We start from the raw sequence: 18246 nt of genomic DNA, 5'->3' as shown, positions 1-18246 counted from the left end.
GTCAGCGTCTTAGTCGAGCACGACTTCGGTACGGATGGTGCCGGCGCGCTCGGCGCTGGCGCTCAGCGCCAGCCGGGTGCCCTTGGGGGCGCGCACGACCCATTCGCCCACGGCACGGTCGCCGGTGACTTCGCGGGTTGGCAGAAAGGCCTGCAGGCTTTGCTTGGCGCCATGGCCTTCCAACTGCGGGCCTTCCATTCTTTCCTTGCCGCTGACCAGGCTGATCTCCGGGTTGTTCAGCGGCATATGGATCTCGAACTGCACGCCGCGGACGATCTTGCGCTCCAGCGCGCGCTGGGTCACATAGGCCGGCAGGTAGCCGCTGTTGGCGACCGCCAGGCGCACGCGCCAGGTGTCGGGCCCGAGCGCACGCACCTCGGTGCGCAGCAGTTCCAGCCGCGGCAGCGACAGTGCAATCTGCGTCATCCAGGCCGGGAAGCGGGCCGCCTCGCGTTCGCGCAGCGCCGGCGGCGGGTTGCGCCAGAAGTTCATCTTGTCCCAGCCGCCGATCTCGACCACGCCCAGCTGCGGATGCTGGAAGGGCCGCCAGTCGACATGGGCCTGGCCGCCGCACTGCTCGTCGCTCCACTTCAGCAGCTTGAGATCGTCGGCCACCGGGTGCTCGCGGTACCAGTCGATCCACTTATAGCCCGCTATGCCGGCTTCCTTGTTCGGCGACCACAGCTCGACGACCCAGAACAGCGCGCCCAGATGTTCGTAGACCCAGTCCTGCGTGCCGCTGATGACGTCCTTGGGGTGGTACTTGAAGTCGTGCCAGATGCTGATGGCCGGATAGCCGGTGTGCTTCTCGCCGAGCTGGGAGAAGCGCTGATAGAGCCACAGATCCTCAGGCGTCATGTCCTCATCGCTCTGCGAGCCCATGGGCCGCAGGATCACGCCGCTGTGCGTGTGGAAGCTGATCGCGGCACCGATATTCGGGTGGGCGACGATGAAGTCCACCATGGCCCGGACCTCGGGCTCGCTGGTCGGGTAGGGACCGGCGCCGAGCTGCTTGTACTCCTGCCGCCATTCGCTGGGGAAATTGCGGTTCAGGTCCAGGCCCTCGCGGTCCTTGTTGACGGTGACGGTCAGGCCGTCATGGTTCTTGATGAAGCCCTCGGGCATCAGGCGGAAATACTCGCCGCCGAACTCGCCCGGCTCGCGCGGCACCATCAGACGTGGATCGTCGGGATGCTTCTTGTAGCCGCCATGCGGATCGGGGATGCGCATGCTGAGAATGCGGCCGTCGCCATCGACGTCTTCAATCGTCAGGCCGTCGACGGGCTCCTCGTCATAGGGGTAGCGGCGGGTCGACGAGCGGATGTGGCGCGGGCGGTCGGCCAGGGCCAGCTCGGCGCCGTCGGGGTTCAGGCGCGGCACCATATAGATCACCCGGGTGTCGAGCAGCTGCGTCACGGCCGGGTCGACACCGTACTGCGTCAGCAGGTGGTGCAGGTAATAGAGGCAGGTGGTGCTGGCGGTCAGCTCGGCGGCGTGGATATTGCCGTCCAGCCAGAAGGCAGGCTTGTCCAGATCGGCGCCGGTGGCGGTGTTGGTCAGCACCAGCACCCAGATGTCACGGCCCTCATGGCTCTTGCCCATGCTGCGCACCGAGACCAGATTGGGCCGTGCCTCCACATAGCCGAACAGCAGTTCGGTCAGAGGTTCGTAGCGGTAGAACTCGTCAAAGCGCGGGCTGGGAAGGGCGGCCATGTGGACTTGCTGTTGGAATCATCGGTGGTTTGCGGCAGCACCACGACCAGCGTCGTTGGCGCGACCCCCCTAGCTCCAATGGTAACCGCCTGTTAAGTCAGCACTCATCGCAAATGCCCGGAAAAACGCGGCTCACTGCCCCCTGAACAGGGGTTGGAACTGGCGTGAAACCGGCAGTCGCTCGGTCCGGCCCTTCAGCGTCAGCACCATGCTGCTGTCGTCGATGCGAGTGGCGCTGGCAATCTGTCGGCTGTTGACCAGCACCGAGCGATGCACCTGCCAGAAGATCTGTTCGTCCAGGCTGGCCAGCAACTCCTTCAGCGGCGTGCGTATCAACGCCTCGCCGCCCTGGTAGACGACCCGGGTGTAGCGGCTGTCGCTCTCGAAATAGATCACCTCCTCGGGGGCGATCAGCTTGATCTCCTTGCCCAGGCTGGCCTGGATGGGGCGCATCGGGGGCCGGGCCGCGGGCAGCAGCTGGCTGAGCAGTTGCTGCAGCTGAACAGTTGGCGCCGGCGCGCTGCTGCGGCGGGCCTCGGCGCGCTGCAAGGCCTGCAGCAGCCGGGCGTCGTCCACCGGCTTCATCAGATAGTCGATCGCACCGGCCTCGAAGGCCGACAGCGCGTGGTCGCCATAGGCAGTGACGAAGACCACCTGCGGCGGCTGCGCCAGCGTGGCCAGGCGTCGCGCCACCTCCAGCCCGCTCAAGCCGGGCATGCGGATGTCCAGCAGGCAGAGCTCCGGCTCGTGGGCCAGGCAATCGTCCCAGGCATCGATGCCGTTCTCGCTGGCAGCCACCAGCTCGGCGGTGGGCGCCAAGCGCATCAGCGCCGCACGCAGCTGCTCGCGAGGGGCTTCTTCATCGTCGGCGATCAGGATCTTCATGGCTGTGTCTGGGGCAGGTCGAGAGTGGCGATGCAGCCGCCGGCCGGGGCTGGCCGCAGCGTCAGCGTGGCCGCGTCACCAAACTGTTGGCGCAGCCTTTGCAGCGTGTTGCCCAGGCCGAGGCCGAACTGGGTTTCAGCACCGGCAAGACCGACGCCGCTGTCCTCGACCTCGATCTGCAATCGCGCGCCATCTTGGCGCAGCCGCAGCTCGATATGGCCGCCGCGCAGCGCCGGCTCGATGCCATGGCCGATGGCGTTCTCGACCAGGGTCAGCAGCGTGCCCGGCGGCAGCTGGAGCGCGATGTTCGTGTCGGCAAGGCTTGGGTCTATCGCCCAGCTCAGCCGCTGCCCCAGCCGTGCCTGCATCACTTCCAGATAGCTGCGCACGATCTGCAGCTCTTCGGCCAGGCTCAGCGTCTCGTGCTCGAACATCGGCAGCGTGGCGCGCAGATAGCGGGTGAAGGAGCGCAGCGTGCTGCCGGCGCGTGGGTCCTGGCTGTCGACCCAGTGCTGGATCGAGGCCAGGGTGTTGAACAGGAAGTGCGGCTGGATCTGCGCGGTGGCCAGGCGGCGGGCCAGCTTCAGGTGCTGCTCCTGGTCGTCGAGTTCGCGCAGCCGCGCCTCGATTTGATGGACGCGGAAGATGGTCAGAAACCACCAGCCGCCAACGATCAGCAGCACCGTCACGCCGAGCAGCGGGAACAGCAAGCGCAGCGTGGGCTTGTCCAGCGTGTGCTTGGCCAGTGCCGCAGCAAAGCCCAGCGCCGCCAGCAGTGCGGCACTCTTCACGTTCAACCACAGCCGGCTCGGACGCCGCCATAGCGAGCGTGCGCCGGCCAGGCCCATGATGCCCGTCATCAGAACCAGCGGCACCAGCAGCGAAAGCAGCGCTGGTCGCAGCATCCAGCCATTGGCGAGCGAGAGGCAGAGACAGTTGCTGAGCACATACCAATCCAGCGCATGGGGCCAGGGCTGCTGCCCTGCCCTTTGCATCTCCTGCGCCGAGAAGATGCGCCGCGGGCCTGGATAAAGCCATTGCGTCCAATCCAGCTTCAGCGGACTGGTTACGGGTTCGGGGGGCGCAGGCGAATGCATGGACGCGAGTCTAGAGTTTCAGGGAGGCCAGCGGATAGCCGGCCGCACCAATGGCGTCAGACTGTCGCCAACGGCCGGCACGCGACGATGAATGGCAGGCAACCCCCAGCACTGCCTTCGGTCGCCATCGGTCAGCAGAACAGCTCGCCGCCCACGAAAACCTTCAACTCGCCCGGCTGGAAGGCCACCCAGGGCTCGTCGCGGGTCAGCGGCTGGGTGGCGATCATGGCGACGCGGTCCTGCGTGGTGGTCTGCTCGGCGAAGTCGACGCTGAGGTCCTCATCCTGCAGATGGACGCGGCCAAAGGGATGGCGCCGCAACAGGTAGTGCAGATGGGTGGAGCCATGGGCCCACAGCGCCTGGCCGTTGGACAGCAGCATATTGAAGGTGCCGTGCGCGTTGAGCTGCGGCATCAGCTCGGCCAGCGTGTTGCTGAGCTCGGCGATGCTGGGCACACCGCAATGGGCCTTGGCCAGCTCCTGCATCAGCCAGCAAAAGGCCAGCTCGCTGTCGGTCTGGCCGACCGGCTTGAAGGCGCCATGCAGGCGCGGCTGAAAATCCTTCAGATTGCCGTTGTGGGCAAACACCCAGTAGCGGCCCCACAGCTCGCGCTGGAAGGGGTGGGTGTTCTCCAGCGCCACCTGGCCTTGCGTGGCCTTGCGGATATGGGCGATGACGTTATCGCTCTTGATCGGATAGTCCTGCACCAGCTTGGCCAGCGGCGAGATGCGGGCGCTGTGGTGGTCGACGAAATGGCGCAGGCCGCGGCCCTCGAAGAAGGCGATGCCGAAGCCATCCTTGTGCTCGTCAGCGCGGGTCGCCAGGCCGGTGAAGCTGAACATCACATCGGTCGGCGTGTTGGCATTCATGCCCAGCAGTTGGCACATCTCAGACTCTCTCGTTTCGGCGGGGCAGGCCCGATGCTACTCAAGAAAGAGCCGCGAAAAGCCCTTCAGGCTGACCAGATTGCCCGGGTTGCTGGTTTCGCGCAGCACCCCGCTCATCCGTGCCAGCAGCCGCGGGCTGCGCTTGGCACGCCAGATCAGCAGATCGGCCAGCCAAGGTGCCGCGTTCACGCGGTTGGCGCGCTGATAGAGGTCGAACTTCGGTTTCAGCGCCCGCAGGCTCTGCTCATAGGCCTCGCGCAGCTGCGCGTCGTTCCACTGCTTGGCTTTGCCCTGAATGATGGCGTCGGCCGCCAGCATGCCGGTCTCCATCGCCTTGCCGATGCCTTCGCCGGTGAAGCTATAGGTCGAGCCGGCCGCTTCGCCGGTGACCAGCAGGCCTGGCCGCGACCAGCGTGCTCCGTCCAGCGTGCAGCGCAGCGGAGCCCCCTTGAGTTCACCTAACAACTTGCCTTCACGCATCAAAGCAGCGGCGGGCTCGTAGTTGGCGCAGAAGGCATCGAAGATGGCGCGCAGGTTCAGCTCCTTCTTGCTGCCCTTGCCGCTGACGGCTTTATGGCTGTCGGTAACGCCGACGCCGATATTGAAGCAGTCGTTCGGGGCCGGGAAGATCCAGCCATAGCCGGGCCGCACCGCCTTGTTCCAGACCACCTCCATCGCCTTGATGCGCCCGACCATGCTGGGCGCATGCACATAGCCGCGCAGCGCCACGCCGCTGGGTGTGTGGCGCTCGCACATCTCGGCAGCGATCAAGGCCTTGGGCACCGCGCCGGTAGCCAGCAGCAGCCAGTCGCAGGCGATCTCATGGACGTCGTCACCGATGCGCACTTGCGCGCCACAGACACGGCCTTGTTCATTCACCAGCGGCTTCTCGAAACGCGCCGGCGCCAGAAACCGGGCACCGGCATCCTGTGCCGCCTGGCAGAGCAAGTTGTCGAGCTCGCGACGCGGCAGCACGGCCAGTTCGCCCGGCACATCAATGCGACCACCACGCGGCGCGATGCAGCCGACGTGGGACACCGGCTGCGCCAGTGCCATCACCTGCTCCAGCAGGCCGAGCCGCGCCAAGGCCTTGTGCGCATCGGGAATCAAACCATCGCCGCAGATCTTGTCGCGCCCCTGCGGCTGCTGATCGACCAGCAGTACATCGAAGCCGGCGCGCGCCAGTTGCCGTGCGGCCGCACTGCCGGCCGGACCGGCGCCGATGACCAGCACCTCGGTGCGCTGCAGGGGCAAAGCCAGGGACATGGGATCTCCGTGAATGAGCGGCGATTCTAGGGGGAGCGAAGTGCCCAGCGAAGAATGGCTGGGGGCGAAAAAAAACCCGGCATCGATCGATGCCGGGTTTTCGATGAGGCTTTTGAAGGCCTCTCAGGCCAAAGCCAGATTACATGTTGTAGCGAATGCCGATGTAACCGCGACGGCCGATGGCGTCATAGGTGCTGGCGTTCGTGTTGGTACCGGTCGTGTTGCCAGGCAGACCCGACGGGATGAACGGCGCCTTGGTGTCCAGCAAGTTGTCCACACCGAAGTACAGCTGAGCCGCCTTGCCCATCTTGTAAGTCACTTGGGCGTCGAAGTAGGTCACGCTGCCGATACGGAAGGTGTCCTTCGTGAAGCCGTTGTACTTCTTCGGATCCAGGTACTTGTTGGTGCCTTGGTCGTCCAGGTACGACTCACCCCAGTAAGTCGTCGTGGTAGCGACCGACCAGTTACCAATGTCGTAACCCAGAGCCAGCGACCACTTGTTCTTCGGCGAACCGATTTCACCGACCGACTTGTCCAGTTCGGCATCGTCAGTGGCCTTGTTCCAAGCATCCAGCAGGCGCGTGTAGCTCAGGCGGGCATTGACACGGCCAGCACCCAGGCGATCGCTGTAGCTGCTGGTGAAGTCGATACCCTTGGCCTTTTGACCACCGCTGTTGACGGGGGCCTGGTTGATGAACTGCAGGGCACCAGCGCTACCGGCGCCAGTGGCGACGGGACGACGGATGATGAACTTGCAGAAGGCCTGATCACCACCGTTGTAGCACTGATCCAGCGTGTAGTCGCGGCCAGGATTGTTGATCGCCTTCGAGATTTCGATGTCGAAGTAGTCGGCGGTGAAGGTGAAGTTCTTCAGCGCTGCGATGTCCTTCGGCGTGATCACCAGACCCAAGGTACGCGAAGTACCCTTCTCGGCCTTGAGGTTCGGGTTGCCGCTGTCATAGCCGCTGACGCCTTGCAGATCAGGCTGGGTCAACGTGAACACGCCGCCGTTGGCGTTCATGTTCGCGGTCACGCCAGGCGCAGCCTTGCAGCGGGTAGCCAGTTCGCCGGTATCAGTGATCTTGACGCCTTGGCAGGGGTCAGTCACTTGCGGGAAGGTCTGCGAAGCACCTTGATACAGCTCGTTGATGTTCGGAGCACGGGTCGACACGGCTTGCGTCAGGCGGACGCGAACGGTGTTGTTGGCGGCCCAGTCCAGACCAGCATTCCAGCTGCGGGTGTTGCCGACAGTCGAGTAGTCGCCAACGCGGTAGGCCAAGGTGCCATCCAGCGTCTTGACCATCTTCAGGTCCTTCAGCAGCGGCAGGCGAACTTCAGCGAAAGCTTCCTTGACGGTGAAATCACCCTTGGTGTTGGGCAACTTGTTACCGCCGTTCAGGCCAGCTTGGGTCAGCGCGTCATAGACGGTGCTGGAACCTTCGTTGCGCCATTCCAGGCCGGCAGCCACACCGACAGCACCGGCGGGCAGTTCGAAGGGCTCGCCAGAAACGCTGGCGCCAGCGATCTTTTGCGTGATCTTGGTCTGCAGCGATTGCGGAGCCTGGATGTAGGCGATCGCGTCGGCCGACATGGTGCCGGTGCCGAACACATTGGCCGGCGCGCAACCCTGGGCACGTGCCAGGGCATCCGCGCACATCACGCCACCCTTGCCGTCAGGAATAGCTTGCAGCGCATTCTTGAAGTTCAGGACGTTGACTTGGCCGGTACCGGTCTGCGATTCCTTGGTCGAACCGTAGCCAATGTAACCCTCATAGGACCAGGTCTTGGTCAGCTCGCCCTTCACGCCGCCCAGGACACGGAAGGTGTCGCGCTCGACGTCTTGATGGCGCGGGCCGAAGTCGCTCATGCGCTTCTGGAAGAAGTAGCCATCGCCAGTGACGAACGAAGGCACCAGCGGATTGCGGATCTTCTGACCGTTGACCGTCGTGTAGGCCGGCACGGTGCCGTCGGTATCCGGGAAGATGGCGTCAGAAGCCAGCGGGAAGGGCTCGATATTGCTCGAGGACTTCGTGTTGGCGTAGGTGCCTTCAAAGAATGCCTGGTGCGATTCGTTGATCTGGAACTCACCCTTGGAGGCCAGCAGCACGCGATCGACCGGAACAGCGATACGACGCCATTCGGTACGGTTGAAACCGGTGGCATTGACGCCATCGCCGGCCGGGCCGTTCTGGCTCCACTTCTTCATGTTGCCGTTGGCGTCGATGGTGTAATCGGCGGCATCGTCGAAGAAATGACCAGCAGGTGCGAAGCCAGACAGGAACACGCCCGTCTTGTAGAAGTCGGCAGCATCCTTGGACCGGCCTGCGGCGACCAGCGATTGCGTGTCGATCGTCGTGCCGTCACGATTTGCCGAGCGCACTTCGCCTTGACGGCTGACGCCGATGTGAGCCATCAGGCTGCTCTTGTCGTTCGAAGCACCCCAGGTAGCCGAGAACTTCTTCTTCTTGTCATCGCTCTTGGAGCTCTGACCGACCTGTGCATCCAGGTTCAGGCCGTTGAAGTTGCGCTTCAGGATGATGTTGACGACACCGGCAACAGCGTCGGAACCGTAGGTCGACGAGGCGCCGCCGGTCAGCAGCTCGACACGCTCGATGAAGTCGGTCGGGATGGTGTTCAAGTCGACGGCGGAGTCACCGGGCGTGCCCGAGACCATGCGACGACCATTGATCAGCACCAGCGTACGGCTCGAGCCCAGGTTACGCAGGTCGATCGTGGCCACACCAGCACCACTGGTCAGGAAATTCGAGTTCGAGCGGCTCAGGCCTGGCACGCCGATAGCGGGATTCTTGATCAGCAGATCTTGAATATTGGCGACGCCAGCAGCAGAGATGTCTGCAGCAGACATCACTTGCACAGGGGCCGGCGACACGGCGTTGACCGACAGGATGCGGCTACCGGTCACTTCAACACGCTCAAGCTGGGTACCAGCTTGTTGTGCGAGAGCAGGCATGCCGATCGAGGCGATAGCTGCAACGATGGCAACGTTGATTGGGTTGAGTTTCAAACCTAGATCCTCCTAGACTGCAGTTGGCGCACCCGACATGGGCTGCTCTGCGAAAAAAACAGCACCGAACCCTTTTGAGATTCCGGTGCAGCTGTTGGCGATTTTCGAGGGGGGGGGTGCCGACTTACACAGGGTTACTACCGAAGATCGGTGTTCTGTTGGCGGCGGACAACATGTCAGCTTGATGTACATGCCACCGACGGCCGTCGGCACCGCCAGCGCGCACAGGGCAATCCCTTGGTCCAAGGCCTTGCGCAGCCGCTGCGGCCTGCATTCGACAGCACCCTGCCACGGCGGCCACACAGGGGCGAATGCCGAACAATAGACGCGGAGTTTCAGTCCAAAGACATACAAAGCCGGGGCGTATTCATGCTGATCATGGCTTTCCTCACCCCGCAATCGGAGGGTTGCCCAGCAGCACAGGCTTTTCCAAGCCCCGTTCAGGGCCAGGCCTCAGGACTTGAGATTGTCCGGGTCCTTGTGGCCGATCAGGCGCACCAGCACCTGGCGCAGCCGCGGCGCGTCGATCGGCTTGGTCAGGAACTCGTTCATGCCGGCGGCCAGCGCCTCGTCGCGCTCCGAGACCAGCGCGGCGGCCGTTAGCGCGACGATGGGCAGCTCGCTGGCGCTGAAGCGGCGGCGCACCTGGCGGGTCGCCTCGTGGCCGCTCATCACCGGCATCTGCACATCCATCAGCACCGCGTCATAGGGCCGGCCCATGCTGGCCGCCGCATTGATCGCCTCGACGGCCTGGCTGCCGTCGCTGGCCTGAGCCACTTCCAGCCCCCACTGCTCGAGCAGGGCCACGGCGATCATCATATTGACCGGGTTGTCCTCGACCATCAGCACGCGCAGGCCCTTCAGGTCCTCGTTGTCACGGGCCTCGCGCAGCTGCGTGCTGATCGGCGTTGGCGCGGCCGACAGCGGCAGCTCGGCCCAGAAGGTCGAGCCGTGGCCGAGCTGCGACTGCGCCCCCACCTGCCCGCCCATCAGCGTGGCCAGCTCGCGGCAGATCGACAGCCCGAGGCCGGTACCGCCATAGCGCCGCGTCGTCGATTCATCGGCCTGGGTGAAGGGCTGGAACAACCGCGACTGCATCTCCGGCGCGATGCCCGGGCCGGTGTCGCTGACCTCGATGCGGATGCGCTCGGCATCCAGGCGCAGCACCCGCACCGCCACCGAGCCGGCCTCGGTGAACTTCAGCGCGTTGGTCAGGTAGTTGGACAGGATCTGGCGCGTGCGCACCGGGTCGCCGACCACCCAGCCCGGCACCGCCTCGTCGACATCGATCTTGAAGGCCAGGCCGCGGGCCTGGGCCAGCGTCAGATAGGCCATGCGCATGGTGGCCAGCATGTCGCGCAGCGCAAAGGGCACCGATTCCAGCGTCAGCCGGCCGGCTTCGATCTTGGACAGATCGAGGATGTCGGAGATCAGGCCCGACAGGCTCTCGGCGCTGTCCAGCATCTGGTCGAGATAGTGGCGGCGCGTCTCGTCGTCCAGATCGGGCTGCTGCAGCATCCGCGCCAGGCCGACCACGCCGTTGAGCGGCGTGCGGATCTCGTGGCTGGTATTGGCCAGAAAGGCGGTCTTGGCGCGGCTGGCGGCCTGGGCCTCGTCCTTGGCCTGGGCCAGCGCGGCTTCGACGCGGCGCTTCTCGGTGACGTCTTCCAGAATCCAGATCGTACCGCCGCGGCTGGGGTGATTGGGATCGACGGCCTTGGCCAGCAGGCGGCACAAAAAGGTGCTGCCATCGCGGCGCCGCATCATGCGCTCGGTCTCGACCTGTTCGCCGGCGGCAAGACGTGGCCCCAGCTCGGCGCCCAGCGCCGCATAGTCCTCGCGGCTGGGCCAGACCACGCTGCCATGCTGGCCGAGCAAGGCGCCCTCGGGCCAGCCGAACATCTCCTCGACCAGGCGGTTGACCTGAACGAAGTGCTGGTTGCGCGTCAGCGTGATGCCGATCGAGGCGTTCTCCAGAATCGCCGCATGAACCAGCCGGGTGCGCTCGGTCTCGGACACATCGCGGGCATTGATGACCAGATAGGACTGCCCGTCCATCTGGAAGGGCGCCGCCGAGATCACCATCGCGATCGGATCACCGTTCTTGCCGACAAAAGTGGCCGGCATATCGGCCACGCGCCCATGCTGGGCCAGGCCTTCCTTCAGCCGCTCCAGCTCGTCCCGTTTGCGCCAGATGCCCAGTTCCTCGGCGCTGCGGCCCAGCACCTCGTCGCTGCTGTAGCCGGACAGGCGCTCGAAGGTCTTGTTGACCATCGCATAGCGGCCGCTGGCGATTTCGGTCAGCGTGATGACGTCGGGGCTGGTCGCCACCAGGTGCGAAAGCAGGCCCTCGGAGCGGCGCAGCGCCTCCTGGGCGCGCGAGGCCTCGGTCTGGTCGATGAAGAAGGACAAGGTAGCCGGCCCGCTGGCCGCATCGACCCGCACGCTGGTGGCCTGCACCAGACGGCGGCGGCGCGACAGCGTGCGCAGCTTGAATTCGGCCATCGGCAGCATCGCGCCCACCGGCATGCCCTCGATCTTGGCGGCACGCTGGCGGGCCCGTTCGTCCTCGCCCGGCTCGTAATGCGAGAACAGGTCCTGGCCAATCATGCTGGAGCGCTGGGTGTAGCCGAACATGGCCATGGCGGCCGGGTTGGCATCCAGCACTCGCCCCCAGCGGTGCAGCACCAGCGGGCTGGGCGAACGGCGGAACAGCTCGCGGTAGCGTGTTTCGGTGGCGACGATGGCCTGCTCGGCCTGCACCTCGTTGGAGACATCGCGGCCCACGCCCCAGTAGCCGCGGAAATTGCCCTCGGCGTCGAAGCGCGGCTCGCCGCTGACCGAGACATAGCGCACCGTGCCATCGCCGGTATTGCGCCGCGCCACCAGGCCGCGGAAGCTGCGGTGCGATTCCAGATCGGCGCGGTGGGCGTCCATCTCCTCATCGCTGATGCCAAACTGGTCGATCTCCCAGGGCGTCTTGCCAACGCGCGAGCTCAGATCGACGCCCGAGGCGCCGGGTCTGTCCTCGGCCAGATGGGTGAAACGGAACTCGCGGTCCATCTCCCAGTACCAGTCGGCCGCCATGCTGAGCATCTGGCGGAAGCGCATATTGCGTTCAGCCGCTTCCTGCAGGCTGCGCTTGACCATGCGCTGCGTGCCCAGGCCCACGATGATGGCGCCCAGCAGCAGCAGACCGTGGGTGACCAGATAGGTGGCCAGCCCCTGCTCGACGCCGGCTTGGTGGGTCCAGCCGCCGAGTTCGGCCCAGCCGAGGCCGGCCAGGCTGAGCGCCGCCAAGCTCAGCAGCGTGAGGCCGGACGGCAGGCCATACATGGCCGTGGCCAGCGCCACCATCAGCGCCATCGCGCCCAGCGAGGGCGAGTGCAGGCCGATGTGACGCGACACCGCAATCGCCAGCGCCAGCAGCATCACCAGGCCCATCATCATCATCACCAACCACTGGCCACGCTCGCGTGGCAGCTTGGCCAGCGCCAGCGGGCCGATCAGCGTGGCCAGCCAGGCCAGCAGCGGCGGCCCCCAGCCGCCCAGCGGCTCATCGGGCGCAATGCTGAACACCAGCAGCAGGCCGACAACAAAGCAGATCGCCGCACAGCCGGAAACGAACAGCCGCACCGAGCGCCAGCGCAGATTGCGCTCCAGCACCAGGTGGCGCTCGCCCGGGGGCAGGTCTTGCCCGACCAGGCTGCTCAATTCGTCCAGGATCTGCTTGCTCAAGATGCGACGGCTCCATGCGCGCCGGGCGCAGGCCCGGCGAGCTTCACAGTCTCAAGCAGAGTGCCCGCGCTGAACACCCGTTCTGACCCCGAAATACCGGGCTAATCGAGCGCAAATAGCGCAAACGAGCAGTAGTTCTCGGCCACTGCGCGGCGGCCGGAACGCTGCCAGTGCGATCAAACTGCGGCGTTGAGCTGTTCGCGGGTCTGCAGGGCCACGCGGCGGGCAGCCGCGGCAAAGTCCTCGCCGCTGCTGGCGTAGAGCACCGCCCGCGAGGAGTTGACGATGATGGTGCCGCCCTCACGCAGGCCGGCCTTGACGGTGGCCACCGCATCGCCGCCCTGGGCACCAACGCCGGGGATCAGCAGCGGCAGCGTCGGGGCCAGCTCGCGCACGCGGGCGATCTCGGCCGGGAAGGTCGCGCCGACGACCAGGCCCAGCTGGCCGTTCTTGTTCCAGGCCGTCTCGGCCAGATGGGCCAGATGTTCGTACAGCCGCGGCTGGCCCGGCAGATCGGCCAGGCGCTGGTTCTGCCAGTCGCTGCCGCCCGGATTGGAGGTGCGGCACAGCAGGATGGCGCCCTTGTCGGGGTAGCGCAGATAGGGCTCGATGGTGTCGAAGCCCATGAAGGGCGACAGGGTCACCGCGTCGGCCTGGTAGCGCTCAAAGGCCTCACGGGCGTACTGCTCGGCGGTCGAGCCGATGTCGCCGCGCTTGGCATCCAGAATCACCGGCACGCTGGGCGCAACGCGCTTGATATGGGCCATCAGCCGCTCCAGCTGGTCTTCGGCGCGGTGGGCGGCAAAGTAGGCGATCTGCGGCTTGAAGGCGCTGACCAGGTCCTTGGTCGCGTCGACGATGGCGCTGCAGAAATCGTAGATGCGGCTGGCATCGCCCTTCCAGGCGCCAGGAAACTTGGCCGGCTCGGGATCCAGGCCCACGCAGAGCAGCGAATGGTTCAGGGTTTCGGCGGCGTGGAGTTGCTGGATGAAATTCATGGGCTGGCAGGCTTTCGACGGGGCTGAGGTGTCGTATTGTCGCGCTTTTGGTTTTCTGAAGCCTTGACGGAGGGGCCTGATGGAGATTCTGCGCACCGAGCGACTGCGCCTGCGCTGGTTCAGCGAAAACGACGCCGGTTTCATGCTGGGCCTGCTCAACGAGCCAGGCTGGCATCAAAACATCAGCGATCCCGGCGTGGGCGATGTCGATGCAGCCGCGAAGTGGATAGGTGAACGGCTGATCGACAAGTACTGGGAACAGGGCCACGGCTTCTGGGCCGTCGAGAGGCTGGACGACGGCGAGCTGATCGGCCTGTGTGGCATCTTCAAGCGCCCGGGGCTGCCGCATGCCGATGTCGGCTACGCGCTGCCGGCCCGCCACGAGGGCCGCGGCTATGCCCGCGAGGCCGCCGCGGCCTGCCTGCGCTATGCGCACGAGGTGCTGGGCATGGACTGCGTGCAGGCCATCACCGCCGTGGGCAACGAGCGCTCCGGCCACCTTCTCAAGACCATCGGCCTGGTCGATTGCGGCGCCCATCCGATCGAGGGCTACGACGAGCCCTCGCAGCTCTATGAATGGCGCTCGCCGCAGTTCGATGCACGGCGCAGCGACGCCGAGCAGATCGACATGCTGATCAGCCGCTTCTTCGCCTGTTTCGACAACCGCGGCGGCCGCATCGCGCCGGTCGCCACCCTGCCCTTCTGGCTGCTGCCCCAGGCGCAGATCCACCGCATCGAAACCGGTGCGCCGGTTGACGGGCCGCAGACCATGGATGTGCGCAGCTTCACCGAGCCGCGTGCCGCCCTGCTCAGCGCGGGCCGGCTGCGCGAGTTCAGCGAATGGGAGACCGATCATCAGACGCGCATCCACGGCGCTATTGCCCAGCGCTGGTCGCGCTACCGCAAGCAGGGCGAGCTGGATGGCGAGATTTATAGAGGCGAGGGAATGAAGACCTTTCAGCTGATCAAGACCACACGCGGTTGGAAGATCGGCGCGCTCAGCTGGCAGGACGACTGAAGGCGCTGAATTTCACTGAATCGCGCTGGGTCAGCTTGACTCTAGGCTCAGCCCGGCAGCCCCAAGGCCGCCGCCGGTGCATGGCGGCGCAGCCAGCCCGCCGCGCCCTGGCTGCGGGCCATCGCGCAGGCCTCGTCGGCCAGCTGGGCCGCGGCCTGCCAGTCGCCGCGCCGGCGCTCGCATTCCGACAGCAGCATCAGCAGCGCCGGCCGGCAGTAGTGATCCTCATCGACCAAGGCATCGGCCAGGGCCTGCTGCAGCAGTGCCTGGCTTTGCGCCAGCAGCGCCGGCAGCTCATCGGCCGCGGCGCTGGCACACAGCCTGATCAGGCTGGCCGCCAGCACCCAGCGCGCCGTCGTGCGGCCGGCCTGGTAAGCCTCGTGCATCTGCTCGGCCGCGCGCAGCGCCGCCTCGATGGCGCCCGGCTCGCCCTGACGCTGTGCCGCCCAGGCCATGAACAGGCCGTTGATGCCCTGCCAGAGCGCAAAGCCATGGCGCCGCGCCAGTGCCAGCCCCTCGCCGGCATGGCGACGCAGCGAGGCCTCGTCGCCGGCGGTCCAGCTCATCGCGGCGGCAAAGCTGAGCATGAAGCACAGCGCATGGGCCTGGCCGCCGGCACGCGCCTGCTCCAGGCCGGCCGCGGCGGCCGCCCGGGCGCTGTCGCTCGCGCCCAGAAACCACAGCGTCCAGCAGCGAAAGGCCTGCAGCAGCACGGCCAGGTCGTCACCGATCTGGTGGCCGCGCTGAGCCGGCGTCAGCGCCGCGGCCAGGGCCAGGCCGGCTTGCTGATGGGTCAGCGCCTCGGCAAAGCGCCCGCGCCAGAACAAGGAGTTGCCCAGCGCGAACTCGGCCATCAGCCGGTCTTCATCGCGCCGGGCGCTTTGTGCCATGCGCTCGGCCAGCACCAGGCCCAGGCTCTGGCCTTGCGAACCGGCGCCCATGTACAGGCCCGCCAGGGCACTGAAGTGCAGCGCCTCCTGTTCCGCCGTCGGCTCGCCCGGCTCGGCGTCCAACGCCGCCAGCACCTGCGCACTCAGGCGATGGGCCAGCGGCGAGCCAAAGCCTTCGTTCATCTGGGCCGCGCGCACCAGGCTCAGCGCCAGGCGCTGCCGCGCCAGCCCGGGGATCAGCTCGGGCCGTGCCTGCAGCAAGGTCCAGGCCTGTTGCAGATGCGCCTGGGCCTCGGCGGCGAACTCGCGCGCCAGCGCGGCCTCACCGGCCTGCCACCAGGCCATGAGCGCCTCGGTCCAGCGCTGCGCTGCCTGCCATTGCGGCGCCAGCCGCTCCGCCGGCGCGGCCGCGGCCAGCAGCAGCTCGGCCAGGCGGGCATGCAGCGCACGCCGGGCCAGGGGCAGTTGGCCGGCCAGCGCCGCCTCATGCAGCAGCGCGTGGCGGAACTGATAGACCTCGCCATCGGCGCCGCGCAGCGCCACGATCAGCCGGCTGCTCTCGGCCAGCTGCAAGACGCCGGCAATATCGAACTCGGGCAGCAGGGCCTGCAACAAGGGCGCCTCGAAGCGTTGCCCGATCACCGCGGCGCCCTGCAGCACCGGCTTGAAGGCGCCCAGCCGATCCAGCTCGGCCTGCATCAGCTCGGCCAGCGGCAGCTCGGCCGCCCCGTCGAGCTGGCGCCGCGCCAGCGCCTCGATGAACAGCGGCACGCCAGCGGCATTGGCAATCAGCGTGGCGCGCGCCTGGGCGTCCAGCTGCCCGGCGGGGTCCAGCCGTTGCAACAACGCAGCCGCCGCCGGCGCAGGCAGCGGCGGCAGATCCAGCAGTTCCGGTTCGGCGCCCGCGCATTCCAGTGCCACCTCGGGGCGGCTGGTCACCAGGAGCAGCAGGCGCTGCTGGTGCCAGATGGCGGCATAGCGGGCCAGCAGTTCGCGCGTGCTGGCATCGGCCCATTGCAGATCGTCCACCAGCAGCAGACAGGGCTGGCTGGTGCACAGCTGGTCCAGCCACTCGAACACGGCCTCGAACCAGCGTGAACGGCTGGGCGCTTCGTTCGCGGCCGCCTCGCCGGGCAACAGCGCTCGCAAGGGCGCTTCGGCGCTGGCCAGGGCCTCGCACAGCGGCGCCAGCGGGCGATGCTGCCATTCGATGCGGCAGCTCCAGCGCAGCACGGTGACGCCCTGAGTGCCCAGCGTCTCGGCGAAATGCGCGGCCAGGCTCGTCTTGCCCAGACCGGCCTCGCCGCGCAGCACCACCCAGCCCGGCTGACCGGCCAGCGTGGCCTGCCAGCGCTGCTTGAGCCGCTGCAGCAGCAACTCGCGCCCCGGGCAGCAGACCGGCGCAGCCAGCACCGGCGGCGCGGCCGCCAACACCTGCTGCAAGGCCGACAGCGCCTGGCCGCCCGCATCGCTGCGCTGGCTGAGCAGCAGCCGCGGCCCGAGCAGCTCCAGCACCGCCGGCGCCAGCAGCACCTCGCCGGGGCGCGCCATCTGCGCCAGCTGCCTGACCTGCTGCGGCAAGGGACCAAAGGCCTGCGGCTGACCATCCAGGCGCGAGCAGCTGGCCATGCCCACGGTGGCCGCCATGGCCAGCCGCGTGGCGGCACCGGGCAGTCGTTGCAGGGCCTGGGCCAGCAGCAGGCAGCGCAGGCCGGCCTGCTCGGCCGAACCCTGCAGGCCGAAGCTGATTTGCTGGCCCGCCGCCGCCCAGGGCTGCAAATGTCCGCCCCAGCGCCGCACCTCCAGCTGCACCGCCTGCAAGAGCGGCAGCAGCTCCGTCATCGCCTGCTCGGCAAGCTCCTCTTCCTCATCGGCACAAGCGTCGATGACCGGCGCGTGCAATTGCAGCAGTGCCAGCCACCGCCGTTCACCCGCGGCCGGCGACGGCGGCGGCGCGATGACCGGCAGGGGCTCGTCCACGTCATCCAACAAGCGGCGCAGCGAGGCATCCGCACGCTGCCCAAGGGCGCTGACCAGGGCCTGGTCCAGCGTCGCCAGCACCTGCTGGGCGCCCCGCCGGTCGCCGCAATCAAGCAGCAGCCGGATCAAGGCGGCGGCGGCCGGTTCATCCAGCGGATCGAGCTGCCAGCGCAGGCGGGCGCTCTGTGCCGCAGCGGCCGGCCGCCCCTGGGAGCGCTGCGCCTGCTGCAGCGCCAGCAGCAGGCGGCGCCGCTGCGCCAGCAGCCGGGCACGCTGCTGCTGCAGCCAATCGTCGAAGGCGCCACAGCCTTCCAGCTGCAGGCTGTCGAGCAAGTCGGCTTGCGGGCCCAGCAGCAGGGTCTCGTGCAGCTGCAGCTGATCAGCAGCCGGTTCTTCATCCAGCGGCAACAGCGCCAGCAGCTGCGCGGCATCGACCTGCAATGCCGCGCCCTCGATCAGGCAGAGACGGTCGCGTTCGACCCGCAGCAGCTCGGTCTCACTCGCCGTGTTGATGGCGCGCAGCAACACCGTCAACACCTGACGCAGATTGGTCAGCGCCGCGGCGGCTTCGAGCTGCGGCCAGAGCAGCTCGGCCAGCTGTCGGCGCCCGAACCACTGGCCGCGCTGCAGCGCCAGATAGGCCAACAAGGCCTGACCCTTCTGGTACCGCAGCGCCCGTGTAAGTTCCCGGCCGTCCTGCGTCAGCTGCAGAGGGCCTAGCAGCTTAAGCGTGCAGCATGAGGATTCCA

Annotated in this window: 10 protein-coding genes; 1 reads left to right on the top strand and 9 read right to left on the bottom strand. The window is 66.9% G+C overall.

The window, feature by feature from the left end:
* Positions 1-9: 9 nt before the first annotated feature.
* The 8 genes from RQP53_RS08985 to pyrF form a co-directional block, all read right to left on the bottom strand.
* Positions 10-1713 carry a M14 family metallopeptidase gene (locus RQP53_RS08985; protein WP_315649945.1) on the bottom strand — a complete coding sequence of 568 codons (1704 nt, stop codon included), beginning with the start codon at positions 1711-1713 and terminating at the stop codon, positions 10-12.
* A gap of 132 nt (positions 1714-1845) precedes the next feature.
* Positions 1846-2598 (bottom strand): LytR/AlgR family response regulator transcription factor, encoded by a 753-nt coding sequence (locus RQP53_RS08980; RefSeq protein WP_315649943.1) that lies wholly within the window; start codon positions 2596-2598, stop codon positions 1846-1848.
* Entirely contained in the window at positions 2595-3695 is a 1101-nt protein-coding gene (locus RQP53_RS08975; RefSeq protein WP_315649941.1) for a sensor histidine kinase, read from the bottom strand. The genes RQP53_RS08980 and RQP53_RS08975 overlap by 4 nt, the downstream gene beginning before the upstream one ends.
* Positions 3696-3826: 131 nt before the next feature.
* A complete protein-coding gene (locus RQP53_RS08970; RefSeq protein WP_315649939.1) occupies positions 3827-4582 on the bottom strand; it encodes a class II glutamine amidotransferase in 756 nt (251 codons plus the stop codon).
* Between the two features lie 36 nt (positions 4583-4618).
* A complete protein-coding gene (locus RQP53_RS08965) occupies positions 4619-5848 on the bottom strand; it encodes an NAD(P)/FAD-dependent oxidoreductase (protein WP_315649937.1) in 1230 nt (409 codons plus the stop codon).
* Between the two features lie 139 nt (positions 5849-5987).
* The gene (locus tag RQP53_RS08960; protein ID WP_315649935.1) at positions 5988-8873 is read right to left on the bottom strand and encodes a TonB-dependent receptor domain-containing protein; all 2886 of its coding nucleotides are present in this window, start codon (positions 8871-8873) and stop codon (positions 5988-5990) included.
* 453 nt (positions 8874-9326) lie between these two features.
* On the bottom strand, positions 9327-12611 hold the full coding sequence (locus RQP53_RS08955) for a PAS domain-containing hybrid sensor histidine kinase/response regulator (RefSeq protein WP_315649933.1): 3285 nt from the start codon (positions 12609-12611) through the stop codon (positions 9327-9329).
* Positions 12612-12787: 176 nt separating this feature from the next.
* On the bottom strand, positions 12788-13609 hold the full coding sequence (gene pyrF / locus RQP53_RS08950) for an orotidine-5'-phosphate decarboxylase (protein WP_315649931.1): 822 nt from the start codon (positions 13607-13609) through the stop codon (positions 12788-12790).
* A gap of 79 nt (positions 13610-13688) precedes the next feature.
* Here pyrF and RQP53_RS08945 point away from each other — a divergent pair, with 79 nt between their 5' ends.
* Positions 13689-14627, top strand: a complete 939-nt coding sequence (locus RQP53_RS08945; protein ID WP_315649930.1) for a GNAT family N-acetyltransferase — start codon at positions 13689-13691, stop codon at positions 14625-14627.
* Between the two features lie 47 nt (positions 14628-14674).
* Here the strand turns inward: RQP53_RS08945 and RQP53_RS08940 are convergent, their stop codons facing one another.
* The gene (locus RQP53_RS08940; protein WP_315649928.1) at positions 14675-18145 is read right to left on the bottom strand and encodes an AAA family ATPase; all 3471 of its coding nucleotides are present in this window, start codon (positions 18143-18145) and stop codon (positions 14675-14677) included.
* Positions 18146-18246 lie beyond the last annotated feature (101 nt).

Source organism: Roseateles aquae (assembly GCF_032337115.1).
GTDB classification, from domain to species: Bacteria; Pseudomonadota; Gammaproteobacteria; order Burkholderiales; family Burkholderiaceae_C; genus Roseateles_C; species Roseateles_C aquae.
The sequence above is the reverse complement of the archived record's forward strand: the minus strand, read 5'-3'. Positions and strand labels throughout refer to the sequence as shown.

What these genes read in the sequence shown, in the direction of transcription:
- RQP53_RS08985 (WP_315649945.1), bottom strand. Translation starts at nt 1,713, where the DNA reads ATGGCCGCCCTTCCCAGCCCGCGCTTTGACGAGTTCTACCGCTACGAA.
- RQP53_RS08980 (WP_315649943.1), bottom strand. Translation starts at nt 2,598, where the DNA reads ATGAAGATCCTGATCGCCGACGATGAAGAAGCCCCTCGCGAGCAGCTG.
- RQP53_RS08975 (WP_315649941.1), bottom strand. Translation starts at nt 3,695, where the DNA reads ATGCATTCGCCTGCGCCCCCCGAACCCGTAACCAGTCCGCTGAAGCTG.
- RQP53_RS08970 (WP_315649939.1), bottom strand. Translation starts at nt 4,582, where the DNA reads ATGTGCCAACTGCTGGGCATGAATGCCAACACGCCGACCGATGTGATG.
- RQP53_RS08965 (WP_315649937.1), bottom strand. Translation starts at nt 5,848, where the DNA reads ATGTCCCTGGCTTTGCCCCTGCAGCGCACCGAGGTGCTGGTCATCGGC.
- pyrF (WP_315649931.1), bottom strand. Translation starts at nt 13,609, where the DNA reads ATGAATTTCATCCAGCAACTCCACGCCGCCGAAACCCTGAACCATTCG.
- RQP53_RS08945 (WP_315649930.1), top strand. Translation starts at nt 13,689, where the DNA reads ATGGAGATTCTGCGCACCGAGCGACTGCGCCTGCGCTGGTTCAGCGAA.